Here is a 26966-nt window from a genome sequence, read left to right as displayed (position 1 = left end):
TAATCATTGTAAAAGCAATAATAACAGTAAAAGAAAACCCTTTTAGCATTTAAAAAGCTAAAAGGGTTCATTATTTATAAAAAAAGACAGTTTTAAAAGTCTCTATCTATATCAAAAGCTTCTAAATATTCTGCTACTCTTTTCACGAAACTTCCACCTAATGCACCATCTACAACTCTATGATCGTAAGAATGTGATAAGAACATTTTTTGACGAATTCCTATGAAATCGCCTTCTGGAGTTTCGATAACTGCCGGAACTTTACGAATTGCACCAAGAGCTAAAATTCCAACTTGAGGCTGATTAATAATTGGCGTACCAAAAACACTTCCAAAAGTCCCCACATTAGTTACTGTGTAAGTACCACCTTGTGTATCGTCTGGTTTTAATTTTCCTGCTTTTGCACGATTACCCAGATCGTTAACCGCTTTTGCCATTCCAACAAGATTTAACTGATCTGCATTTTTAATAACAGGTACAATTAAATTTCCGTTTGGTAAAGCTGCAGCCATTCCTAAATTGATATTTTTCTTTTTGATGATGTAATCTCCATCAACAGAAATATTCATACCCGGAAAATCTTTTAATGCTTTTGCAACAGCTTCCATCATAATTGGAGTAAAAGTAAGCTTCTCGCCTTCTCTTTTCTCAAAAGCCGTTTTAACTTTTTCTCTCCATTTTACAATGTTGGTAACATCAACTTCAATAAAAGATTGTACGTGAGCAGAAGTCTGCACAGAAGCCACCATGTATCCTGAAATCAATTTACGCATTCTGTCCATTTCGATGATTTCATCACCTCCATTTACAGAAACCGGAACTGCCTGATGACTTTTTTGAGCTACCGGCTCTATTGCTTTTTGCGGTGTGTTTTCTTTTACTGTTTCTTTTATAGTTTCTGGTTTGCTTTCATTAGTAGTTTCTTTCACAGCCTCAACTACCACTTCAGGAGTCGCTATTACACCAGATTTACGATCTTCAACATATTTTAAAATATCTTCTTTCGTAACTCTTGCATCTTTTCCTGAACCCTGAATACTTTCTAACTCAGCGATTGAAACATTTTCTTCTTTTGCAATATTTTTAACTAATGGAGAAAAGAATTTATCTGATCCAGAAAAATCTTCTGGAGTTGCAGCTGTAGTTTCTTTTACTGCTTCAATCGTTTTTTCGATTTCTACAGCTTCAGCAGGAATCGGAGTTTCTTCTACTATTTTATCAACCAAAAATGATGAAGAGATTTCAACACCTCCTTCAGTTTCGATAATTGCAATAGTCTGTCCAACCTGAACTAAATCATCTTTACCAAATAATTGCTCAACCAAAATTCCAGATACTTCACTAGGTACTTCGCTGTCAACTTTATCAGTTGCTATTTCTAGTACCGCTTCGTCTGCTTCAATTTTATCTCCAACTTCTTTCAACCAGTTTGTAATGGTTGCTTCAGCTACACTTTCTCCCATTTTAGGAAGTTTCAATTCAAATCTTGCCATATTGTTAACCTCAAAGGTGATTTTGATTTTCAGATTGCGAAATTACTGAATATTTTAAACATAAATTATATTTAATATAATTTTTTACTCAATTTTTATAATTTGACCCCTGTCATTTCTTGAATTGCTTCCAATAATAAAATTCGTGCTTTTGGGGAAAACTTTAAAAGTAATACTCTTATCTCTAAGAGTTTCTATGATTTTAATACATTTTTTGAATGAAACATACTGATTATCCAAAATAATCTCTACTCTTTTACCCTTAAAAATCAGGGACGAATTTACCATTTTTTCTTTTTTGAAATCAGAAATGATTACTTTATTTTTGAAAATTGAAGACAATTTTTCAAACATTTTAACATCTAAAGAATACAAAACATAACTTTCCGGATCTGGTTTGCCTTTTATTTTCCCCTGAAACATTTTGATAAACGAAAAAAAGACAATTCCTATTTTAATAAAGACAGAAAAAAACAATGATTTCTTAAAATGTTTTTGATAAAAAAATGTCATGGCTTCCTGAAAGCGCTGCATGTATTTTTCGTCTTTTACGGTACTTTCGCCTTTATAATGCAAAACAGTTGTTTCGTGAAAATAATAATTTTCTTTTTGTTTTAAGAGTGCACGATACGAAAGATCAATATCATCTGCATACATAAAACAATTTTCGTCGAAACCTTTTAATTCGAGATATAAATTACGCTGCATCAACATAAACGCACCAACTAAGATGTCTACTTTTCCAGTTTCGTTTTCAGAAATGTGCTGCGCATAATATTGATTAAAAATATTCCATTTTGGAAAAACTTTATAGAGACCAAAAATCTTTGTAAAAGAAACCCAAGGAGTTGGTACACCGCGTTTACTTTCTGGCAGAAAATGACCTGTTCCGTCAATTAATTTACATCCAATAATTCCTAAATTAGTCTGCCTTTCGGCGAAAGCCAAAATCTTGACAAAGGTGTCTTCGGCGACAATCGTATCGGGATTAAGTATGCAAATGTATTTTCCTTTTGCTTGCTCAACTCCGATATTATTCCCTTTTGGGAAACCAAAATTTTCTTTATTCTGAATTAATTTTATTTGCGGAAATCGCTCTTTCATCATCAAACAACTTTCATCAGTCGAATTATTGTCAATTACGATAATTTCGCCCTCAATATCAGAAAGCGCTTCCCGAACACTTAAAATGCATTGTTCCAGAAAATAACGCACATTGTAATTGAGAATAATAACAGATAATTGCATGAAAGCTTGGTTTCTTGATTTTTGGGAAAGTTAAAAATTAAAACAATTGCAAGAGAATAAATTGAATTAATTTTCAGAAGAGTATATTTGAAATTGAATATAAATTTCTGAGTATGATTCGTCTATCAATTTCTGTTTTTGTAATTCTTTTTCTTACTTCGGGTTTTTCCGAAATGAAAGATGCTACAAATCTAGTAAAATCAAATTATTGGTACATTGCCGGACCTTCAAAAGAAAGCCAGGAAACAATCAATATGATTCGCCAAAAAGAAGGAATTGTTCGCGTAACTGCAAATGATAATCCGATCAAAGAAATTGAATTGAATGTTATGATTACTGCATCTGAATCTAATGATGGAATCGCAACTGATTTATCCAGCAGCTCAAAATTTGTGAGCATTACTTATAAATCTTCGCAACTTATTAAATTGCAAGCTCGTGAAGGAAACGAAGAAGGAACTGGCTGTGTACACGGTGGTTCTCACCCAAGAGTTGATTTGCCGGCTTCTCCCAACAAATTTACAACGATAAAAATTTCGTGGACTGATTTTCGACAAGATGGTTTATCTAACGGAAAACTTTTGAATATCCATAATCTTTGTAAATTTAATTTTGTGAATTACAATCCTATTTCTGGATCTTTACTGGAAATAAAATCAGTTATAATTCAAAACTAAGATTTATATGAAAAACAAAATTTACATATTTTTATTCTTCTTATTATTAATATCAAATTTGAGTTTTTGTCAGGAAAAATCAGTTGTCCAAAAAACAGATATAAATGGCGTTTGGGAAGACATAAATTCCGGTGTCCAGAATGCTGTTGCTATTATTTCCGAACAAGACGGAAAGATTATTTTTTCACATTATTTAGAATGGAAAGGACAAAAATTTGTAGAAAGTGGTACCGGCACAAGAACTGGTAATACAATAATTTACACTGTGGATGTAACCTTACCGATTGAAGGCTGGGCAACACAAGGAACTCATACTTTGACATTATCATCTGACGGAAACACACTTGAGGGAACTTTTATAGACAACAAAAAAAGAACTGGCCCAATTGCGTTTAGACGTTTGAGATAAAAAAAAGGTTTCAAGCGAAACAAAACCTGAAACCTTAAAAATTATTTTTTCTATAAATGCAATTGAATTTTATATTTATTGCAAATTTTCATGACAAATAACATTATTGTCGAAAACACCAATGACCATATTATTCCCGGAACTCCTTCGCGAAAATAATCTGGAATTATATGAATATGGAATGCCAGGTTAAAATAATAAATAACACCCGGTAAAATGTAAATCAACAATGGGTTTGCCGCGGCTGGCATAAAGAAATCGCTCCATTTAGTTTGTTTTTTAATTTCCATTAACCAATAAAGAAAATAAAATAAAACGGTACAAATCGCAGCCGAAAACATTGTCCAAGATGGTGTTCCTTTTATTTTTGAAATTCCATAATAAGGCCTTAAGAAATAAGCTGTAACAAAAAAGAGTACTGCAAAACCTATTACCGCCCAATTAATTTTTGGAACGATTTTTCGATCAAAAAACAATAATGAAATAACTACGCCTGCTGTTACTACCGAAGCATGTGTTAGATGCCCTGCAATGAAACTGAACCAAGGCAATTTTACTATTCCTTCGGTCAGATTTATTGAGTTAGCAACGACACAAACAATCAAGAATAAAATCATTGCCCATAATTTTCCTGAAACCAGCCAGTAGTAAACTACTGTAAAAAGATATGCCCAGCCTATCAGACCTAAAATTCCCCACCATTTTGGCGTCATTCCCATTTCACCATTATCTTGAACATATAAAAAATAAAGTACTATCAAAACTGCCATTCCACCATATTGCAGTGTGTTTTTTATCCAGACAGGAAAATCTTTAGCATATTTATTCCAAATCGGAATTGGCATTGCGTAAGCAAAAAGTCCCCAAAATGCAGGAGCGATAACCATTTTAGAAGCATCATAACCATATTCGGCATTTACCATATATACCCCAATGATAATTAAGGCCAAAGCTCTTTTTAAAGTATGAGTCCAAATTATTCTGCAACTATCTCCCTTCAACAATCTAGCATTAAAAGCAAATGGAATCGACATTCCAACAATAAACAAAAATGCAGGAAAAACAACATCAACAAAGGTCATTGCATCAGCATCAGCCGGCATGTGCTTCATCCATTGCGGAACGTTTTTAATACTTGCAAGCTCATTTACAAAAATCATTACAAAAATGGTAATTCCGCGCAAAGCATCTATAGAAATGATTCTTTGATTGTATAAATTCTCTTTTATTTTCATAAATTATTAAGATTAGTGGTAAAGACAAATATAAAATAATCGATATAATATCATACTTGATTTCTATAATAAATCTGACATCAAATTACTTTAGAAAAAAATCATTCACTTAATCTTACAAAATACTATCTATTTTATTTACTTTTGCGCCCATGTTATCATTCTTAAAATCCAAACCGTACTTAAAAGATCTTCTGTCTGGAGATTTTGTTGATATTCATTCCCACTTATTACCAGGAATTGACGATGGGGCAAAAAATATAGCTGATACAACTAAGCTGGCGACATCTTTTCAGGAAATGGGAATAGCTCAATTTATCACAACACCTCATATCAGTCATTATATTTGGAATAATTCGCCTGAGGCTATTATTTCAAAACATGCAGAAACCAAAATTTTATTAGAAAGCGAGAATATCAAAATTCCATTTCAGGCTGCAGCAGAATATTTCATGGATGATTGGTTTGAAAGTCATTTCCAAAATGAAAAACTTTTAACTTTAAAAGATAATTATGTATTGGTAGAAATGTCATACATGAATGCTCCTGTTCAATTGTATAAAATACTTTTTGATTTACAGGTAGCAGGATATATTCCAGTTTTAGCACATCCTGAAAGATATTTGTTTTATCATAAAAACCTTAATGAATATGATAAATTAAAAAAAGCTGGATGTCTGTTTCAATTAAATTTACTTGCAGTAGTTGGATACTATGGTGGTGAAATTACCAAAGTTGCTGAACAACTTCTAAAAAAAGGAATGTATGATTTTGTTGGAACTGATGTTCATCATAATAATCACATTGCATCTTTCAATCAAAAAATAAAAATTGACAGTTTACCAGTTTTAAAAGAAATTATAGCAAACAATCAGTTTTTTAAATTTTAAATCAAAGTAATATATTACAACTAACTTATAAAGTATAAAAAAAAGCGGTTCAAATGTTTGAACCGCTTTTTTTTATACTTTATGTTTCCTTCTCTATTTGGAGAATATTTTTTTGTACCAAGGTTTTTTCTCTTCTCTTACACCATAACCATAACCATAGCCATAACCTTTTGTAGAGTCCGTATCATTAAGAACAATACACATATTTGGAAGTTTCTTTTCTTTGTAGAAAGTATTAGCAATGTTTAGCATTCGTTTTTCTAATACATTTGCACGCATTACATATACAAATGTATCTGCATTTTTAGCTATTAATAATGTATCTGTAACTAAGCTTACAGGTGCTGTATCTACAATGATATAGTCATAAACTTTTTTAAGTTGATCAAAAAGCTCACCTACCTTTTTCCCCATTAATAATTCAGCCGGATTTGGCGGAATTATTCCAGAAGGAAGAATAAAGAAATTTTCATACCCTTTATGCTTGAAAATGAAATCATTGACATCCTTATCATGAGAAGACAAATAGTTAGTCAACCCTAAACTTGGAACATCAATATATTCACCGAATTTTGGATTTCTAATATCTGCTCCAATTAATAAAACCTTTCTTCCGGAAAGTGCAAAAGTAGCAGCTAAGTTTACTGATATAAAAGTTTTACCTTCAGATGGGAAAGTAGAGGTAACAAAAATAGTTTTAGCAATTCCATCAGGAACTTTTGTAAGCATGAACTCAAGGTTGGTCCTTACGATTCGTATTGCCTCTGCAGAACTCGTCCTACTTTCTGATTTAATTAATTCTGCAATATCATCTGAAGTAGGCACATCTCCAATAAACGGAATTTGTGTTTTCCCTTCTAAATCTAATTTACTTTTAATTTTTGTATCTAATAACTCGTCCGCATAAATAACTCCGAAAGGAATCAGTAAACCTAGCAATAAACCCGCAAAGTAAATGATTTTTTTCTTGGGACTTAAGGGTTTTTTATCCGCTTTTGCAACGTCTATAACACGTGCATTCGGCTCAGTAGCCGCTAGCGAAATAGCTGTCTCTTCTCGTTTTTGTAATAAATATAAATATAACTCTTCTTTAACTTTTTGCTGCCTAGCAATTACTCTAAACTGACGTTCTTGAACAGGAATTTTACCAATTTTGCTGTTCAAAATTCCTTCTTGACTTTTTATATCGCGATTTTGAATTTGCAAATTAGACTGCATACGTCTTAAACTTGTTGCAACATTTGATTTTAAAGAATTTATCTGTTGATCTAATTTTACAACTGAAGGATTTTCTATTGTAGCCGATTTTAGAATTCTATTACGATCTAGAACTAATTGATTATAGGAACTGATTAATCCAGATGCATCTCCAGTTTCCGTTATCATATTGGATGGCAGTAAATCTGAATTAGTACTTTTTTTAATAAAGTCCAGTAATGAGGAAACTACATTTAATTGAATTTCGGTTTCTACTCCTTTTTTATCATATTCGCTTGAACCTTCTATAAAAAGCTTAGCGTCTGATTCAATATCAGTTAATTTATTTGCTTTTTTAAAAGTCTCAACATCTTGCTCAACCCCATCTAATTCCTGAGCAATTAAAGCTAATCTACTTGCAATAAATTTGGAAGTGTTTTCAGAAATAAAATTTTTATCTTCAGCAGCATCTTCATTATAAATCTGAATCATATTATCCAAAAAATCTTCTGCTTTTTTTGATACCGGATCAGAAATTGAAATATTAACAACACTACTAGTTTTACTAATTGGCTCTACCTTTAATTTTTTCCTAAAATCTTCTGTTAATTCATCCAATGAAATAACAACAATTTTGATAGCTTTATACCTTCCTGTGTGATTTTTTCCAAAAAAAGAAGTTTTAGTAACAACTAAATTTCCCACCTTCGTAGCTATTTTTTCGCCATACTTAAACTGACTCTTTTTAGGTATAATAAAATTTTCATTTTTTTCATTTTCTCCTTCAACCTGTAATTGAAAAGAATTTGAATTCAAAAGTTTACAGTTTAAAATAACATCCGTTTCGTTAAATTTATCTGTTTTATTAAAAAAATAAGCTTTTATAGGTGTATCTGCATAAATATCACGATCCACCACTTTTCCTTCTACATATAAAGCAACATTAAGATCTAATTCATTTATAGTACTTTCAACTAATGTTCGTGATTTTAAAATTTCAATTTCATTATCTACATTATTCTTCATACTTCCTCCTAATCCTAAATCAGCAAAAGCAGATAATTCAGAGAGCATTCCTCCTTTTTTTTCATCTTTTACTAATATGGTAGTACTTGCTTCATAAGCAGGAGTTGTATAACGCAAATATAAGAATGCTCCAATAAGACAAATAATAATACTAATCAAAAACCACCGCCAATGTATTAAATATTTATCAATTTGCTCTCTAAGATTAATGTCCTCGATGTCTTCATCTTTATTGCTTTTATAAAAATCTTTTTTTTGCATTTTATTGTTCTAATTTTATTTAAAGATTAAGACTGATAGTGATACTAATATAGATACTGCAGATATAATTACAGATGTATTAGGACCAACAACGGAAGAATTTACTTTTGTTTTGTTAGGCTCAACATATACGACATCATTTTGAGATAAATAATAAAAAGGAGAATTGATAAAGTCAGATTTTGTTATATCTACTCTATTAAATGACTTTATTCCATTAGTTTCTCTAATTACCAAAATGTTATCTCTTTTACCATATATTGTTAAATCTTTAGCCATACTAAGGGCTTCAATTAAAGTCACTCTTTCAGAATTTATCGGATATGTACCTGGCAAATTAACTTCTCCTTGTAACGAAATCTTAAAATTCATGATACGAAGATTTAAAATTGGGTTTTTAATATACGCACCAATCTTATTCTGCATCAGCTTAAGGACTTCTGTTCTTGTTAGTCCAGCAATATTTAATTTCCCTATTACTGGAAACTCAATATTGCCACCTTGATCAACCAAATATAACTGAACGGTTTCCTGCCCTCTAGTTACATCTAATCTATTTGAAGAAGCAATACTGTAGGTCTTTAAATTAAAAGGCAAAGCAACTTCAGGATCGTCAGCTGAAACAATAATCATTAACAAATCATCTGGCTGAATTTTAACTTCATAATTATTATCCTTCACTGAAGCCATAGCATCGATATTCTGATAATACACTATGTTTTTTTTTGAGCCACACGAAAACAATAAGAATAAAAATAATAAAAAACTGACGTTTTTTATAAAAAAAGAAGGTTTTAATGTCATTAGATTTAATTTAAGCTGGCAAATATAGGAATTTAAAAACTTTATTTTTACCTGGATTAGCATTTTGTACTTACAAACTAAACAGCTAAAATCTGTAAGAATCTTTATTTTAAGTTACCAAGAAGAACTAATATGCATTCTCTTCTCCTTTAAATACATTTATGATAGTTTTTATAATAATTTTTATATCTAATAATAAACTCCAATTTTCGATATACCAAATATCATATTCTACTCTATTTTCCATGTCAATAAGCTCTCTTGTTTCACCACGATATCCATTCACTTGAGCCCATCCAGTAATTCCTGGCTTTGCATATTGCCTTACTAAGTAATTATTTATTAATTCGGTATATTGTTTAGTATGATTTACCATGTGTGGTCTAGGTCCGACAACCGACATATCGCCCCAAAATACATTAAAAAACTGAGGAAGTTCGTCTATACTAGTCTTTCTAATAAATGATCCAAAACGAGTTACCCTGCTATCTCCTTTTCTAGCTTGTTTTTTATCAGATAAATTATTTACACGCATACTTCTAAATTTCAAGCATTTAAAACTTCTATTATCTCTTCCTGATCGCTCTTGTTGAAAAAAAATTGGTCCTTGAGACTCCAATTTAATGAGCAACATAACAATCGGAAACAACCATGGAAATACTAATAATATCACTGCAAGAGAAAAGCAAATATCAAATACTTTTTTCAAAAGTCGATTTACTGTAAACTCTAAAGGTTCAGGACGAAACATAAGTACGGGCGTATTTTCATAAAATGACATTTCGACCTTATTTGATTTTGTATACAATTGAAAATCTGGAATAAATTTAATTCGAACCATATGATGCTCGCAAATTTCTATTAATTTGTTAATGATAGTAATATTATCAATATGTAATGCAACATACATTTCATCAACTTCTTTATTCACAATAAAATCCTCAATAGCACCAAATCCTCCTAAAACTGGTGAGGAAATAAAAGCAAAATTATCAGTTCTTTCATCAAAAAAACCTAAAAATCGATAACCATATGTTAAATCTTTTGCCAAAATTTTACGCATTCGCTCACCAGTATCGTTTGCGCCAATTATAATAAAATTTCTAAAATTATACCCTTGAGATCTAATATATTTCAAAAGTTTCATTGATAAGTATCGAGACACCATTAATAAGGTAAAGAAAAAAATATAAAAATAGACCAATCTAAGTCTTGATATATCTGAATATTTTAAAAAAACAACAAAAACAGCAGTTAAGGCTGCATGAAAGATTATTTTTTTAATTGTTCTTCTTAGTATTGATTCTATAGGCTCTATCCTTATTATTCTATATGAATCACGATATAATAGTAATCCGATCCAAATTAAATTTGCCAATAATGAAACCGTTTGCACTTCTTTTAAAAAAAGCTTCTCTAAGTTGCCGAATCTTAAAAGCGCGGATAAAACAATTGCTAGATTTAATAAGATAACATCCCAAATAACAAACAAAAGCTTGAAATAGCGGGAAAAGTGAAATTGAGATAATTCATTTAAAATTTTCATATCAATTTGAAAGCTGCCTTGTTTTTGTTATATCTATAAAATGTTTTGCATATTCATCAACAATGATTTCCCAATCATAAATATTAATGATTTTCTTTTTGTTTTCAATTAACATTGCTTGAAAACGATTTTCAGTATAAATCGTATCTAATAAATTAAGAGTAACATCATTTGCATCCTTAAAATAAATTGCATCATCAGACAAAATATAACGATTAAAATCATTGTCATTTGCACAAATTAAACTATTTGAAGCCATAGCTTCTAACAAAGATGGATTTGTACCACCTACTGTATGTCCATGAAAATAAATATTTGAATAATACCGTAAATTATTCAATATATCAATATTATAGATTCCTCCAATAAATTTAATCTGTGAATTTTTAGAAAATTTATTTTTCAAATAGGTTCCATAAGAGGTCTCGTGATTACCAATAATTAAAAACGGACGTGATAAATTAGCCTTTGCAACACCATCTAAAATAATTTCAATACTATTTTCTGGTTCTAATCTAGCTATTAGCATATCGTATTTATTGGGCTCCAAATTGTAGCTTTTAAGAATTTCGCTATCATTATTCTCAAAAAGTGTTGCCCCATAAGCAATATAAGTAGAGCTTTTATTATATGTTTCTTTTAAATAATTCTGTATACCGATAGAGTCTGAAATAAGATGATCACTGTATTTAATCCCAAGAGATTCAGCATATCGCAAAAACTTTTTTACTTTATTAGAATATTTTGTTCTCTTCCATTCTAAACCATCCATATTAGTAGTCACCACCACTTTTTTAGGCATTAACCAACCCCAAACAGAACTACTCGTATAACCTAATTGTAAAACGATAGCACAATTTTGTTTCCTAACATTCAAGATACAGTTTAAATCATAAATAAACTGTCCGGCCGTACCCAATGTATGTTCAGGGTCGTAACAGTGAATTATTTGCACTCCATTCCACACTTTTTCCTGATAAGGGTGATTATGAGAATTATACACAATAACCTCAAAACCTCTTTTTACTAGTCCTAGGGCTAAATATTCAGCACATTGTTCAAAACCACCATAATGGTTAGGAATTCCTCTTGTTCCTATTATTGCAATTTTCATTGTTTTTTAATTAAAAGCGCTCAAAATATATCTCTATTTTAATTTACTTATGACTCTAGGAGTCAGATTATTAATATTACCAGTTATAATATCTTCTTCAGTAAATTTCAAAAATAAAATTTCACCAAAATATGGTCGTGATCTATCATAAACAACACAAATCTCTCCTTCTTCATTTTGTGCCACATCCGGATATGAAACCTCTCTACTATCTAATAATAATTTATAGGGCCATGTTTTTCCATTATCTGTCGATAAAAAAGCAGTTAATTTATTCCTAGTTAAACTATTGTTTAAAACAAACAAAAGATTTCCAGATTTTAATTTTCCAAAGAAAAATCTACTAGATGTAGTTGGTCCAAGATCATTATACTTTATAGGAGTTTCCCACGATTTACCTCCATCGAAACTTTTTGTAGTATAAATTCCATCGGTGGTCCTTAACATACATATTAGATAATTTTCGTCTAAGGCAACTATCATGTGTTCATCATAAGATCTTATTGAATTATTAAGATTTATTTTAGAAAAAAAAGATGGACCAATAAGCTCTCCTTTTCCATTGTAGTAACCATTATAAATGTATGCTCCATTATAGTCCTTAGAAACTATATAATTCCCTTTTTCATCAAAAACTCCAAGATTCCAAGCAGAAACAGGAAAAATAATTGTAGAATTATCAGTTCCTAAAATTGTAGGTTTAACATTCATTACACCATTAAAAAGTCTAATTGGTTTAGTGATTTGAATTTCATTGTTAACTTCTCTAATCTTTACCTTCCAAACACCTCCTGCACCAAAATCCCAAACCCCTTCAGTTTTTGTCCATGTTAAATTGAGATCATTAAATTTGTCATTCCAAAATGAAGGATCTATCATTCTTAAGGAATTTTCAGAAGGAGAAATTAATAATTTATTTGGGAGCCATGTTTGTCCCATATTCTCACTTATTGACAGCACAATATAGTTTCCTGGTAATTCTCCCTTTTCTCCCCCATACCAAGCAACAAATATTTTATTATTTTTAATTCCTATGCTTGGACAACCCTGCCATCCTCTTATTTTATCGTTAGGATTACTCATTTCATTATATTGAAATGTAGCTCTAGCTTCATAATCACTTTCTAGAGATGTATAATCATCGTGTACGCTAATTGAGTCTGAGACTGGTGGTCTAGAAGTTTCTGTATACTCTTTTTTGGTTACAAATATATCATCGCATGATGAAAAAAAAACTAACACATTAAATAGTAAAAGAAATATTTTTGGGCAAAATTTAGTAGTTATCATATTCAAATCATTAAAAAAATCAATATCTTATCAAAATTAATTATTTATTAAATCATTATATATCTTCATCAATTGTTCATAATGTTTTTGTGGAGAAAATTGGTCTTCTGCAAATTTTCTAGATGTCATTGACAACGTTAAATAATCATTTTTACTTAATGCATCTGCTTTTACAATTTTCGATCTCAATTCTTCTTCTGAACCTGCAGAAAAAAGAAATCCAGAAATATTTTCTATTACTATTTCTGGTATTCCACCAATATTAGCACCGATTACTGGTTTTCCCAAGGTCAATGCCTCTATTATAGCCATAGGATTGTTTTCATACCATTCAGATGGAGTTATTACAAAAGATGAATTTAAAATTACTGTTTGTAACTCCGCACCTTTTAAAAACCCTAAAAATTCAATATTACTCGTAGCTTCCGATTTTAATGATTCCATTTCCTCACCAGTACCTGCAATTTTTAATTGAATATCAGGTAATTTAGCAAATGTGCGTATTAATGTTTTCAATCCCTTCTCTTTTGATAATCTTCCGGAATATAAGAAATAATCTCCTTTTTTATTATTGGCGATTTTAGTATCCAATAAAGGATCAAAATTATAGAGATGTGAAGTAATATCTTTTAATTCTTTCTTGTACTTATTATGGATAACTGCAGAAAATTTGCTTACAAATATTAAACGGTCAAACATTTTATGTATAGGATAAAACGAGTCCCGATAGTAAGCTTCTAATGCAAATATAGTACTAAATAATCTACTCCCCTTAACACATTTATTTATAATAGCCTCATAATGTTTTTTCCCTTCACATTTTTCACAAACCTCATTTTTATTATTTAAAAACAGATAAGCAGAACAAACAAACTTATAGTCATGAACAGATACCACAATAGGTATTTTGTATTCTTTTAATACCTTTAAAATAGAAGAGGTAAGGCTTCCATAAAAAATATGCAAATGAGCTACATCTGGCCTTTCAACTTCAATTAATTCCTTTAATCTTTGCTCAGCGTCTTTATTGTAAAAAAAAGATGGCATGTTCGTTATTTTTTGAATTACCGATTGTTTAGTAAAATCATTATTTGATGCAAAATAACTAGATTCAGAAGATAATTCATTTTCATCAAAATCCATTGCAAAATGAATGACTTTATGTCCATGTTCTTTAAGCAAATTTGTAGTATTAAAATAAACACTGTCAGAACCACCTCTAACATAATGATATTTATTAATTTGAAGTATTTTAAGCATTATTTATAATATTATTTTGGGCAAGTCGATGTAATACAATTAAAGTTAATGGAGAATATGTAAAAAAACCATTTGTAAAAACTAGGACAAGAAAAAGAAAAAGCGAAATAAGGTCTTTATATGTGGTTAAATATTTATAAAAAGAGAACACATATATAAATACACCAAAAGCACCTAATGAAAAAAGTATATCTAATATATCATTATGCATCCAAATTGCTACTCCAATTTTTCTATTATTAAACTCGTATGAAGATCTTGGTCCTCTTCCAATAATATTTTGAAAGGAAATCCCATCTTGCTTCACCTGCTCAAACAAATTAAACCAAATTATGCTTCTACTTGCAGTATATTCATCTTGACCTTGTTTATTTGTATTGAACGTATTTGAAATCAGTGTATCAATTTTTTCAAAAGATTTATTATTTATAGATCCAATGGCTAAATATAGAAATAAAGAAGCTAATAAAATTTTAAAGACAATCGTGGCTTTTTTATTTGTATTAATAGTACGAAAATACGATAATGATGAAATCAAAATTGCCAAAAATCCAGATCTAACACCAACATATATTCCTGCTAAACCAATAAATATAGTAACTAAAAATTTTTTTTTATTTATAAAATAATAAAGCAAAAATGCACAATAATACGAAAACTGATGTGGAATTATAAATCCAACTAAATAGAAACGATCTTCATAGAATTTTTCAGACGAAAAATAATAATATAAAAATATTAGAGAAATCGAAAAACAAATCAATATTTTTTCTTGATTTTTCGATAATTCTTCAATCTTAGAGTCCGTAAAAAACAACAACAAGCTACATGTAATTACGATATTAATCATGTAACTAGCATTATTAGCAAACGAATTTTTAAAAAATAACGAATAAAAAACTAATACCAGTAAGAGAAACAACTGCTTTTTTTCAAATCTACTTTTATAAATAATTATAATGAAGACAACAATGTTTACATAAGGTATAAGGCTATTCCCTACTGTATATTCTAAAACGTCTTTTGCTCCCGATAAATAAAACTCTAAGAATTGAATTATCGGTATAATTAATATAAAGATTAATAATTCAGAATTCCTGAGTAACGGTTTATATTGGCGCATTATTTAACTAAGATTAAAGAATAATTGTTTATATTTTTTCCTTAAAATTATTTGAGAAAATTGAAGCTTTGGAGATAATAAAATAGATATTAATCTAAAAAATAAAGCTAGGTATATATATTTCTGTTTAATTTCAAGATATTTCATATGAAAAAAAGATGATAACTTATAGAAAAATAAAGAAAGTGATGATACGGTTATTAATTTATTGTAATTCTCTTCAGAATGACTATCTATATTTCCATTGATAATCCTCTCGAGTGATAATTTTTTAATATAATGAATCGATTTGTATTGAATCAAACCCGACGAAGTAATAGTATTTCCATTTCTAATTCTTTGTAAATATAATGATGATTGTAAATTTGCTAAAACAAACCCATTATCAATGGATCTCAAAATAAAATCATAATCTTCTACTGTTGGAACTCTATATTTAATTAATTTATCGTAAACATTTTTTCTAGCAAGCCAGATATGAAGTATTGGGGAAACATATTTACTTGCTCTGACTATATCTTTATGCTTTTCCAAATATTTTTCTTCTTGTATAACCTTTCCATTTTCATTGATCATAATAACATTAAGACCTACTAAATCAATTTCTGGATTATTTAATAAAAAAAAATATTGCTTTTCAATTCTTTCAGGTAAACTAATATCATCACCATCCATCCTTGCATAGTACTCACCTTTTGCTTGTGAAATAGCAAAGTTAAGAGTATCTACAATTTTTTTATTTTCTATATTTCTAAAGAGCCTTATTCTTTTATCAATGGATGCAAGATTTAATAAAATTGCATATGTATTGTCTGTAGAGCAATCGTCAACAATAATAATTTCAAGATTTTTATACGTCTGATCCATTATACTTCTAATGGCTTCTTCAACAAAATTTTCTACATTAAATGTTGGTATTAATACAGAAATTAGTGGTTGGGCATCACAATATGTTAACATTTATAATTTATTGAAATATTAATTGTTGTTTCTAGATTGAACAAATTCTTCTATATTGAAATCATTAAATCTAGTATAATTTTTATACTTTAAATCATCTTTCCATAGATAAGCAAATGAAAAAGCTTCATGTCCAAATGATTTTGCATAAAATAAAAGTGAAGTTGTAAAACCATAAACTTTTAGATTCTTTGTATACAAAAATATTTTTTCCATAATTACATCATCTTCAATTAAATTGACAATAGTATATTTTTCTAGAATTTTAATTATTTGCTTTCTATTTTCTGTATTTTGATATGGATGAAATTTAAGATAAACCTCTTCGACATTTAATTTATTAGCCATTAATTCTATGCTGTCAAAAAAAACAGAACTATTTAAATTATCTTGTTCTATTATACTTTCTAACAAAACAATACTCGCATGGTCTGGTATTGGTCTTGAGCTTATTACTTGATCTTGATATATTTCAATAACTTGCTTTTCGTAATCCGTAACATATTGGAAACTTTTTGAAGAAATACCATAAAATACAGGTAATGTTTTTTTAGTAAAATATTTTAATTCACTATTAGAGCTAACCCTGAAATATCTATTTTGCCCCCATAGACCTGTCTTGTTAAAAATTAATGAGATTAATTTCTTTTTAATATTTATTTCGGGGTTATATAAACGATATGATAAACAATTAGAACCTTCTTCCATTATGTTTATTTTATAGCATTTTTTATTACTCCCCAGAATTTGAAAAAGAGGATGAGCAATGTGAGGTAAATAAATATGATATAAATCAATATTTGCATTATTCAATTTTTCGTCAATTCTCTTTATTAAGTACCACTTTAAGAAAAAATTTGAATAACTTGTGTTATTTAACAATTCGAATTCCGTATTTAAATCTATCTGCGAAGTAACATCGATTTTATAATTTCTTGTAGAAATAAAAAATATTTCCTCTTTTTTCAATGAAAGGTTTTCTATTATACTTTGTGCTACAATATAAGTTATGTGAGTATGTACTAAAAAAACATGTTTCATTCAAATAGAATATAATTAATATAAAAATAAAGAAATAATAGAAAATATAATAAGTAAAATTAAGGACGGTATACTTACCGTCTTTTCAAAATTCCAGAAAGATTCATTACCTAAAGATTTATAAGAATATAATGCCGTAAACCAGCAATAAAAGCATAAATGTCCAAAAATCATTCCTACAGGAATTGCATATATTCCAACATAATTACTTAAAATTAATGAGGATATAATGAATATTAAACCAGATATGCCATCTGCAATATGAGATATTACATTATTAGTTGTTAAATAGACTTGGATATGCATTGCCCCAAAACGATGTGTAAAGAAGGCCCATCCTAATGCAGCCCAAATTCCCATACTAACAAATGAAACTTCAGAATTAATTAACAATAAAAAAGGTTTGATTAAAATTGAAGTTAAAATGAACCCTGCAATAAAAACCAAATGACTTAATCTCATTCCTCTTTTTATTGTTGCCTTCAATGAAATCATATCATTTTTAACTCGAAATATTGCTAATATTGGTAATTTGCTATAAAATGGAGCCATTGAAATCTCTCTAATTTGAGTTATCAATCTAATCGCTAATAAATATGACGCTACAGATGCTGAATTTCCAAATTGAGCATATATAATAGATGTAATATTTGTTACCCCGGCAGACATTAACCCTCCTATTCCGCTACGCCAAGCAGGATCCCAAATTTGTTTGAGAATCTTCCTATCGATTGGTTTATTTGAATTTAATCTTGAAAAAAATCCATTATCAATGTTTTTACATAGAATCCAATCTCTTATCGAAGATACAATTAACCAAAATTGATTAGCAATAACTAAATTTAATAAAGAAGGCGCCCATAATAGTACTATTATACTACTAATGATAGCACCTAAAGATGTTAACGTTTCGACCCTTCTTACTAATGCAATTTTATTTAAACCTTCGAGAAAGTTCATGTAAGAACGTGAAAAAAAACTAATACAAGATGCCATGATAACTATTCCCCATGCAATCCAAGCTAGGTTAGGCGAACTAACATTAGATACCGGTTTTACCATTGACCAAGTTCCAATTGTAGCCATTAATAAAAAAACTATCAATGTTAATCTCCTATATAGAAACATCATAGTACTTATAATAGAAGATAAAAGATCAACATTACATTCATTAATTTCAGTTATTTCTTGTTTAATTGTAAACGTTCCTAAATCTTTAGCACCACCATAAGCAAACGATATAATCCTTGAAAAAGTTTGACGAAATCCAAAATCCGCTAACGATTGTATTCCAATAATTGTAGAGAATAAGTACCATAATACAATATCCTCAGGGCTAAATTTTTTTAAAATAAGAGGCAAAATACCAACAAGAGTAATAGCTTTTGTTGAATAACTCATCCATGTCATTAAAGTAGGAGAATTCCAAAAGTTATGTCTCTTTAAATTATAATTTAGATTTAATACTTTCACTTAATTATTTTAAAAAATTAAACAATTCCAAAACTATTATTATAAAACAATCATCAATTTCATGAGTTAATTTGCGTAAATTATCGATTGATTGTCTACACATATTATTTTTTTGATTTGGAATCAATTAAATTTGAGAATTATTTAAGAAAAAGAATAATGATATAAATATTGCTTTCAGGTTATATTTTCTTTAGTTTGCTAAAACTATCAATATAGTTATAAGAATCTTTAAAGGAATTGTTATTGTAACCAATAAAACTGATTTCATTTATTTCCGCAGCTTCTAAATCATTAAAAGAATCACCAATCAAACATGTTTCTTCTTTTATATAGTTATTATCAGCTAATAGTTTCTTTACTAACTCTATTTTTGGAGTTGGCGAACCATTAATTGAAATAAAATATTTTGACAATCCTAATGTTTTGCAAATATGTCGTAATTCATCTCCATCAGAGCCAGAAACGATATGCATATTATACTTCGTGTAATTTTCTTTTATGAATTTTACAGTATCTTCTATTAATAAACTTTCATCTAAAAGGTTTTGTAACATTACCACCGAAAACTGTTCTGCAAGTAACTTAATTTCAGAATCTGTAATCAATTCTTTCCTTAATTCTTCAAAAAAATATCTAAACTTATTATAACGGGAAAGCCCTCCATTACTTCTATGATACTCCATTAAAAGAGATACTTGTTCTTGAGGATAATTTTTCAAAACAATTTCAAAACCCTTATCACGAACTGGCATGGAATCCATTATAACACCGTCAAAATCCCATAAGATCGTTTTAATTTTATCCATTTATACTTTTGTAAATTAATTCAGCCAAATCAAAATCATGTTCCCAATCAACATCAAATGATTTATAACCACTCTGTTCCATCAAAAAAGGTTTAAGTCCGATTCTATCTTCATTCTTTAAATACACATTTTTAGAAGCAATAAAAAAAGCGCTATCAATTTCGTACAAAGGCATTAGGTCCTGCGTTCTTGGCCACTTAATATCTGTTAGTCTATTAATTAAGTCGTTCTTCTCTTTTGACCATAAAAAGTTTTGAATTGTTTTTACACTCATTAAAGAATCATAATCCTCATCTAAAGATTGAAAATATGTTTTTATTGCATTATCATAATCTTCAGACATTACAAAAGGTGAAGTAACATGTGTCCATAAAATATGCGACATATTACATATTGAAGGAACATATTTAACTAAATCAATTAGATTTGTACTGCTTGATGCTAGTTCATCTGGACGCTCAATAACCTTTAACCTATTTTCTCTAGAAGCTAATTTAGTTCCATACTCTAAAGAAGCATCATCATTAGATGACAAAACAATTTCGTGCACTAATTCTGTTTTTAGAAGCTGATCTAATTTTATCTCTAATAACCCATTATTAACATCGCAAAATTTTCTGGTATTTTTATTTAATACTCTTTCGCTCCCTTTTCTGGTTGGTAAAAAAACACTTATTGTTTCCATACTTTATAATTCAGAATAAACTGATTCTTGGATTAGACCATTATATTTTGTCGGAGTAAAAGACTTTAACTTAAACACATTTTTTGAAAAATTTTCAAACAAATATTCATTTTCATTAAATAATTCCAATTTATTTTGATCAATTTCAGCATTATATCCATCATATCCACAAACTATTGCTTCTTTAACTTTCATCTCCTTAATAAGCTGCAATAGTAGTGATGTAATTGAACTTTTAAATTTATCCGTAATGTTAATTTCTGAAAGCTGATATGAATTTAATTTAAAGTTTTTGGGTATATATGTTCCCATTGTACGAGGATAAGGTGGCAATATTGCTATTCTTTTATTAGGTATTGAGTTAAATATCTTTTCTAATCTATGTCCTTCATTTCCAGCCAAACAATGAAACTGTCTATTAACACATTCATTAAAAAAACTAACATTTCTTGAACTAGAATGGATAATTACAGTATCTGGGTTTAATAATAAATAACTCTTAATTGCATCAATATGTTCCCCAACACTATTTCCTCCTCCAACAATTAAAGCTTTCTCATATATTTCATTAGGCTGGTATACTGCTAATTTTTCATTATCTTTTAATCCTTTTGATTGATTGCTCAAAGCTCTTATTATACTATTAAAAGAGTAATATCTTTTAGAAACCCACTCCATTACATCTTTTTGTGGTAATGAATTTGCTCCAGAAACCATATAAGGCAGATTTGTCCCCCATTCGTATTCTTTTTGCAATTGAGTAAAAGCATCTGTAACAGAAGAAAGAGCATTAAAATCAACATCCAGATCTTCTTTTTGATTTAAAGCTGTTAATAAAAGCTCCGTTTTTAAATTTCCAGCACCTCTTCCCATTCCTGTAATGGTTGCATCTACCATATCTGCACCACATTCAATCGCTGTTAAGGCATTTATAAGAGCTAATTCTAGATTATTATGTCCATGAAAACCAATTTTAGTTTTCATCTGCGAACGTACCAATGTATAGATTTCTTTTACATCATTTGGATAAACTCCACCATAAGAATCGACCATATAAAAATAATCCGCTACTCCATCTACGTGCTTTAAATTAGATAAAAATTCGGGTAAATTTTTCCATTTAGACATATACATTACATTGAAACCAACTTCAAATCCCATTGATTTAACTTTTTTTGCTAAATCTATCGCTCTTAATAACTGCTCAGGATCGATTGCTATTCTTACCATTGTAATGATCCCTAAACATGGTTTCAATAATTCTTCAACGGTTTCTAACTGAATGTTTTTTTCATCAAGAATAATAACTAATTTTTTATTAGATAGTTCCGATATTTTTTTTAGCACAAAATCTGGACAATAAAAATATTCACCATAGTATCCCGAAAGTTTAGGACTTCTATAACCAACTTCTAGGTAGTCTAATGGCAAATTATTCATTGCAGTGAAATATGACTCTACTAAATGTTTATCAAAATCCCAATTAGTATAATAACCTCCATCTCTTAATGTACAATCTAATATTTTCATATTTGTTTTTATATTTCATTGATTTACTAAATACCAGCAAATCAAATTAATTATTTCACTCTGTTAAATTCTTTTACAGGTATCTCTTTTCTCAATCCTCTACTAAAAAAACGATGATCACGTATATTGTAATACAATTCTATTCTTTTTTCTTCACAATAAACACCTCCTGTAAAATTTGTGTCTTTATATTCGTCTCCTAGAACGGAAACATAAATTTTAAAAGAACGCAAAATATCATCTAGATCTTGTTCTGTTACATTAAGGAAAAATTTCATCTAGAAATTTACATCCTTATAAGTTGTAATATATTATATTTTTACAACTGTTTGAATGGATGTTTTTTTTCGGGACCATCTAATGTGAGATTTATTTGGAGACCAACAATTAAATAATCAAATTGCCTTTTGCTTCTTCTAACATTTTTATGTGACCTGCATGCAACAAATAAAAAGCACTAAAAGTAATTCCTATTTTCATTTTTCTGCTAAAATCTTATTATTAAGACACAGCTTCGCTATTCTAACTCACATTAATGAATCAGGAAACTACAATTGCTGCAAATATATTCACAATTATCATACTTTAAAATGTTGGTTTTACAACAAAATGTTACAGAATAATAACAATTGATTTATTTTACTGAAAATCAACTACATATATTAAAAATCAAAAGAATTTTTACTGTTTTTTTTGCAAAAGTAGCATATCATAATTAATTTAAAAAATCAATATTACAGAAATGTCTTATTGTAATACTTTAAAAACTTTAAATTAACTTTTAAAAATAATACAAAGCATTAAAAACGGTATCTTGTAAAAATATTGCATTAGATAACGTTAAAACTTATATACAGGCATATTAAGTTTTAAATATTTAACACTGATTCTATTTTAAAATCTTAGATTTGGGGGCGAAAAGGTAATATATTACAATGAAAAAACTACTCTTTTTTTTCTTTATATACACAATAACTATTCATGCTCAAATTTCTGGTTGCACAGATTCACTTGCAAAAAATTACAATTCAGAAAGTATAGAAAATAACGGCAGTTGTTTATACGAAAATCTAAAGGTAAGACCTCAACATTCGATTAGATTAAGCGATTCTATTAAAGAAACTTCGGGACTAATTGCTTTCGATAATTTATTATGGACACACAATGACGATCACGATACAACGCTTTACGGCTTAGATTCTTTAGGAAAAATTCGAAAAAAAATCAAACTAGACAAAGTAATCAATCATGACTGGGAAGAAATTTCACAAGACAGTACACATTTATACATTGGAGATTTCGGAAATAATTATCAAGGAAACCGGACTGATTTACATATTCTAAAAATTGACAAAAGAGATTTCTTAAATGGAAATCCTATTATTAATACCATTTCATTCTCATATTCTGACCAAACTAATTTTAATCCTCAAAAGGGAAACACGACAAATTTTGATTGTGAAGCTTTTATTACTACAAAAGACAGTATTTATTTATTTTCGAAACAATGGAGTTCTTCTAAAACAAATATTTATGTTTTACCAAATATACCCGGAAAACATATTGCCCAATATAAAGAAACCATTAATACTGAAGGACTAGTAACTGGTGCAACTTATTTAGAAACAAAGAAGCTAATTGTACTTTGCGGTTATTCTAAAACTGGAAAAACATTTTTATATCTTTTATATGATTTTAAAGATCATAATTTTTCGACTGGAAATAAACGAAAAATAAATCTCAAACTTCCATTTCATCAAATTGAAGGCATTGCTACTAAAGATGGATTGCATTATTATTTAACAAATGAAAGTTTAGTTAGAAAACCAATTTTAAATATTCCACAGCAAATTCATTATTTAGATTTAAGTTCTGTATTAAATTCCTATCTCCATAAATAATTCGCAAATCGCGAGATAATAGTTTACTTTTGCAAAAAAGTTATGTTTTCTAAAACATTCATAACTTATAATTTATAACTCATAATTACAAAGTGAATTACTTATCTGTAGAAAATATATCGAAGTCGTTTGGGGAAAGAACCTTATTTGACAACATCTCTTTCGGAATCAATAAAGACCAAAAAATTGCTTTTATTGCCAAAAATGGTTCTGGTAAAACAACCATTATGAGCATTATTAATGGATTGGACGAACCAGATACAGGTCAGGTTGTTTTGAGAAAAGGAATTAAAATGGCTTTTCTTTCGCAAGACAATAATCTTCAGGATGAATTGACGATTGAAGAAAGTATTTTCGCTTCAGATAATGAAACACTTAAAGTGATCGAAGCCTACGAAAAAGCATTAGAAAATCCTGATGATGAAGAAGCCTATCAAAAAGCTTTTGACGGAATGGATCAGCATAATGCGTGGGATTTTGAAACGCAATACAAACAGATTTTATTTAAATTAAAACTGGAAGATTTTAAACTTAAAGTAAAAAATCTTTCGGGAGGGCAAAAGAAACGTCTTTCGTTGGCTATCATTTTGATTAACCGCCCTGATTTATTGATTTTGGATGAGCCAACCAACCACTTAGATCTTGAAATGATCGAATGGCTTGAAAGTTATTTTGCCAAAGAAAATATTACGTTGTTTATGGTAACGCACGACCGTTTCTTTTTGGAGCGTGTTTGTAACGAAATCATTGAACTTGACAACGGAAAATTATACCAATACAAAGGAAATTATTCTTATTACTTAGAGAAAAAAGAAGAAAGAATTACTTCTGAAAATGCCAGCGTTGACAAAGCTAAAAACTTATTTGTAAAAGAATTGGAATGGATGCGCCGTCAGCCAAAAGCGAGAACGACAAAATCTAAATCGCGTCAGGATGATTTTTATCTAATTAAAGAAAAAGCGCAAAGCCGAAGAAAAGAAAATAAAGTTGAGCTTGAAATCAATATGGAACGTATGGGAAGCAAGATTATTGAGCTTCACAAAATTTCTAAAAAGTTTAAAGATCACGTTATTCTTGATAATTTCAGTTTTGATTTTCAGCGTGGTGAGCGTATCGGAATTATTGGTAAAAACGGAACTGGAAAATCAACTTTCTTAAATCTTCTTACCGGAACACTTCCCCTTGATAGTGGTCGTGTTGTAAAAGGTGATACAATTAAAATTGGATATTATACGCAAAGCGGAATCAATCCGAAACCGGGTCAGCGTGTTATTGATATTATCAAAGAATACGGCGAATTTATTCCACTTGCAAAAGGTAGAATGATTTCGGCTTCACAATTGTTAGAACGTTTTCTTTTTGATGCTAAAAAACAATATGATTATGTAGAGAAATTGAGCGGTGGAGAATTAAAACGTTTGTATTTATGTACCGTTTTGATTCAGAATCCTAACTTTTTGATTCTCGATGAGCCAACAAACGATTTAGATATCGTTACATTAAACGTTTTGGAAAGTTTTCTTTTAGATTATCCAGGATGCCTATTGGTAGTTTCTCACGACAGATATTTCATGGATAAAATTGTCGATCATTTATTTATCTTTAGAGGAAAAGGTGAAATCGAAAATTTCCCAGGAAATTATTCTGATTTCAGAGCTTATGAAGACAGTGCCGATGTTGCCCAAAAGGAAGAAAACAAAGCCGAAAAGAAAGATTGGAAACAAAATAATCCGACTGGAAATCTAACTTTCAACGAACAAAAAGAATATCAAAAACTGGAAAGAGAAATTAAAGATTTAGAAATCGATAAAACTAAAATCGAACAATTATTCTCTGACGGAAAAGTTGCAGACGCTGATATAGAGAAAAAAGCAAACGAATTACAAAACATCATCAATAAAATAGATCAGAAAGAAGAACGTTGGTTTGAGCTTTCGGCTAAAATTGAAGGATAATATTTTTTGTTTCCAGTTTTTTTGTTTCAGGTTTCAGGTTTCAAGTTTAGAATTGAGATTTTAAACATTAGTCAAAAGTTTAGTTTGTCATTGCGAGGAACGAAGCAATCTCATTTGCAAATCAAAGTTGCATGAAAGTGTTAGTGAGATTGCTTCGTTCCTCGCAATGACAAAATGAAAAAATAAAAAAATGCTACATATTATATCGTCATATCTAAAATTCCTCTGGCATTCTAAGAACGAACACGCCGTTCATTCTCCATTTGTATTTAATTTATTGACAAAATGTTTTTACGATAAAAAGTCAAAACCAGAATATTCGATTTTAAAAAAATATCGAAAATCACTTTTAGAAAACAAAAACTTTATTGAGGTTACAGATTTTGGAGCGGGTTCAAGAGTTTTCAAATCAAATACCAGACAAATATCTAAAATTGCTAAAACTGTCGGCATTTCTCCAAAACGTGCTGAATTATTATTTCGTGTAGTACGTTATTTTGAACCAGAAAGTATTTTAGAAATCGGAACTTCTTTAGGTTTAGCAACTTCTGCCCTGGCTTTAGGAAATCCAAAAGCAAAAGTAATTACTTTAGAAGGTTGTCCAAACACAAGTTCAGTTGCTCAAAATCAATTAGAGAATTTTGAATATAATAATGTAAATACAGTTGTAACCGAATTTGAAACTTATTTTAGAGATTTAAAGACAGATCTAAAACCTGAAAATTTAAACTTTGATCTTATTTATTTCGATGGAAATCATTCTAAAAAAGCAACTTTAGCTTATTTTGAACTTTTATTGCCAACAATTACTAATGATTCTGTTTGGATTTTTGATGATATTCATTGGTCTTTAGAAATGGAAGAAGCCTGGCAAATCATTAAAACTCATCCAAAAGTAAAAGTAACGATTGATACTTTTCAATGGGGATTTGTTTTCTTTAGACGCGAACAGGAAAAAGAACATTTTATTATTAGAGCATAAAAAAATGGCAACCATTTCTGATTGCCATCTCTTCTACAATTTTTTTATTTTTTAAGC

General features: G+C 29.2%; 22 protein-coding genes and 1 pseudogene. 6 read left to right on the top strand and 17 right to left on the bottom strand.

Going from position 1 to position 26966, the window contains the following annotated elements; all coding sequences use genetic code 11:
* Positions 1-92: 92 nt before the first annotated feature.
* On the bottom strand, positions 93-1493 hold the full coding sequence (locus EV144_RS11945) for a dihydrolipoamide acetyltransferase family protein (protein WP_134149097.1): 1401 nt from the start codon (positions 1491-1493) through the stop codon (positions 93-95).
* An 84-nt stretch (positions 1494-1577) separates the two neighbouring features.
* Positions 1578-2741, bottom strand: a complete 1164-nt coding sequence (locus EV144_RS11940) for a glycosyltransferase family 2 protein (RefSeq protein ID WP_134149095.1) — start codon at positions 2739-2741, stop codon at positions 1578-1580.
* Positions 2742-2854: 113 nt separating this feature from the next.
* Between EV144_RS11940 and EV144_RS11935 the strand changes: the two genes are divergently transcribed.
* Both EV144_RS11935 and EV144_RS11930 read left to right on the top strand, forming a co-directional pair.
* The gene (locus EV144_RS11935; RefSeq protein ID WP_134149093.1) at positions 2855-3418 is read left to right on the top strand and encodes a hypothetical protein; all 564 of its coding nucleotides are present in this window, start codon (positions 2855-2857) and stop codon (positions 3416-3418) included.
* A 7-nt stretch (positions 3419-3425) separates the two neighbouring features.
* Complete coding sequence (locus EV144_RS11930; protein ID WP_134149091.1) at positions 3426-3827, top strand: hypothetical protein; 402 nt, start codon at positions 3426-3428, stop codon at positions 3825-3827.
* 50 nt (positions 3828-3877) lie between these two features.
* Here EV144_RS11930 and EV144_RS11925 read toward each other — a convergent pair whose 3' ends face one another.
* Positions 3878-5062, bottom strand: a complete 1185-nt coding sequence (locus tag EV144_RS11925) for a DUF5009 domain-containing protein (RefSeq protein WP_134149090.1) — start codon at positions 5060-5062, stop codon at positions 3878-3880.
* Between the two features lie 152 nt (positions 5063-5214).
* Here EV144_RS11925 and EV144_RS11920 point away from each other — a divergent pair, with 152 nt between their 5' ends.
* Positions 5215-5952 carry a tyrosine-protein phosphatase gene (locus EV144_RS11920; RefSeq protein ID WP_134149088.1) on the top strand — a complete coding sequence of 246 codons (738 nt, stop codon included), beginning with the start codon at positions 5215-5217 and terminating at the stop codon, positions 5950-5952.
* 93 nt (positions 5953-6045) lie between these two features.
* Here the strand turns inward: EV144_RS11920 and EV144_RS11915 are convergent, their stop codons facing one another.
* The 14 genes and pseudogenes from EV144_RS11915 to EV144_RS11850 form a co-directional block, all read right to left on the bottom strand.
* Positions 6046-8436: a GumC family protein gene (locus EV144_RS11915; protein WP_134149086.1), complete on the bottom strand. Its 2391-nt coding sequence runs from the start codon at positions 8434-8436 to the stop codon at positions 6046-6048.
* Positions 8437-8451: 15 nt separating this feature from the next.
* On the bottom strand, positions 8452-9240 hold the full coding sequence (locus EV144_RS11910) for a polysaccharide biosynthesis/export family protein (protein ID WP_134149085.1): 789 nt from the start codon (positions 9238-9240) through the stop codon (positions 8452-8454).
* Positions 9241-9367: 127 nt separating this feature from the next.
* The gene (locus EV144_RS11905) at positions 9368-10786 is read right to left on the bottom strand and encodes an undecaprenyl-phosphate glucose phosphotransferase (RefSeq protein WP_134149083.1); all 1419 of its coding nucleotides are present in this window, start codon (positions 10784-10786) and stop codon (positions 9368-9370) included.
* A gap of 1 nt (position 10787) precedes the next feature.
* Positions 10788-11900: a DUF1972 domain-containing protein gene (locus tag EV144_RS11900; protein WP_134149082.1), complete on the bottom strand. Its 1113-nt coding sequence runs from the start codon at positions 11898-11900 to the stop codon at positions 10788-10790.
* 33 nt (positions 11901-11933) lie between these two features.
* Complete coding sequence (locus tag EV144_RS11895; protein ID WP_134149080.1) at positions 11934-13190, bottom strand: sialidase family protein; 1257 nt, start codon at positions 13188-13190, stop codon at positions 11934-11936.
* A 36-nt stretch (positions 13191-13226) separates the two neighbouring features.
* Positions 13227-14450 carry a glycosyltransferase family 4 protein gene (locus EV144_RS11890; protein ID WP_134149079.1) on the bottom strand — a complete coding sequence of 408 codons (1224 nt, stop codon included), beginning with the start codon at positions 14448-14450 and terminating at the stop codon, positions 13227-13229.
* The gene (locus EV144_RS11885; protein ID WP_134149077.1) at positions 14443-15573 is read right to left on the bottom strand and encodes an O-antigen ligase family protein; all 1131 of its coding nucleotides are present in this window, start codon (positions 15571-15573) and stop codon (positions 14443-14445) included. Before EV144_RS11885 ends, EV144_RS11890 begins: the two co-directional genes overlap by 8 nt.
* A 3-nt stretch (positions 15574-15576) precedes the next feature.
* Positions 15577-16533 carry a glycosyltransferase family 2 protein gene (locus EV144_RS11880; RefSeq protein WP_134149076.1) on the bottom strand — a complete coding sequence of 319 codons (957 nt, stop codon included), beginning with the start codon at positions 16531-16533 and terminating at the stop codon, positions 15577-15579.
* An 18-nt stretch (positions 16534-16551) separates the two neighbouring features.
* Positions 16552-17574, bottom strand: a complete 1023-nt coding sequence (locus EV144_RS11875) for an alpha-2,8-polysialyltransferase family protein (protein ID WP_243854659.1) — start codon at positions 17572-17574, stop codon at positions 16552-16554.
* Between the two features lie 15 nt (positions 17575-17589).
* Complete coding sequence (locus EV144_RS11870; RefSeq protein WP_134149073.1) at positions 17590-19047, bottom strand: hypothetical protein; 1458 nt, start codon at positions 19045-19047, stop codon at positions 17590-17592.
* Between the two features lie 182 nt (positions 19048-19229).
* Positions 19230-19856: an HAD family hydrolase gene (locus EV144_RS11865; protein WP_134149071.1), complete on the bottom strand. Its 627-nt coding sequence runs from the start codon at positions 19854-19856 to the stop codon at positions 19230-19232.
* Positions 19849-20541, bottom strand: coding sequence for a cytidylyltransferase domain-containing protein (locus EV144_RS11860; RefSeq protein WP_134149070.1), 693 nt, complete (start codon positions 20539-20541; stop codon positions 19849-19851). Before EV144_RS11860 ends, EV144_RS11865 begins: the two co-directional genes overlap by 8 nt.
* Positions 20542-20544: 3 nt before the next feature.
* A complete protein-coding gene (locus tag EV144_RS11855; protein ID WP_134149068.1) occupies positions 20545-22071 on the bottom strand; it encodes an aldolase catalytic domain-containing protein in 1527 nt (508 codons plus the stop codon).
* Positions 22072-22121: 50 nt separating this feature from the next.
* Positions 22122-22551 (bottom strand): annotated as a pseudogene (locus EV144_RS11850) (adenylyltransferase/cytidyltransferase family protein).
* Positions 22552-23006: 455 nt separating this feature from the next.
* On the opposite strand from EV144_RS11850, the gene EV144_RS11845 reads away from it, so the two are divergent.
* The 3 genes from EV144_RS11845 to EV144_RS11835 all read left to right on the top strand — a co-directional run bounded on the left by EV144_RS11845 (position 23007) and on the right by EV144_RS11835 (position 26909).
* The gene (locus EV144_RS11845; protein ID WP_134149066.1) at positions 23007-23972 is read left to right on the top strand and encodes a T9SS C-terminal target domain-containing protein; all 966 of its coding nucleotides are present in this window, start codon (positions 23007-23009) and stop codon (positions 23970-23972) included.
* 92 nt (positions 23973-24064) lie between these two features.
* The gene (locus EV144_RS11840) at positions 24065-25927 is read left to right on the top strand and encodes an ABC-F family ATP-binding cassette domain-containing protein (RefSeq protein ID WP_134149064.1); all 1863 of its coding nucleotides are present in this window, start codon (positions 24065-24067) and stop codon (positions 25925-25927) included.
* A 190-nt stretch (positions 25928-26117) separates the two neighbouring features.
* Complete coding sequence (locus EV144_RS11835) at positions 26118-26909, top strand: O-methyltransferase (RefSeq protein ID WP_134149063.1); 792 nt, start codon at positions 26118-26120, stop codon at positions 26907-26909.
* Positions 26910-26966 lie beyond the last annotated feature (57 nt).

This window comes from Flavobacterium sp. 270 (assembly GCF_004368785.1).
Lineage (GTDB): Bacteria > Bacteroidota > Bacteroidia > Flavobacteriales > Flavobacteriaceae > Flavobacterium.
The sequence above is the reverse complement of the archived record's forward strand: the minus strand, read 5'-3'. Positions and strand labels throughout refer to the sequence as shown.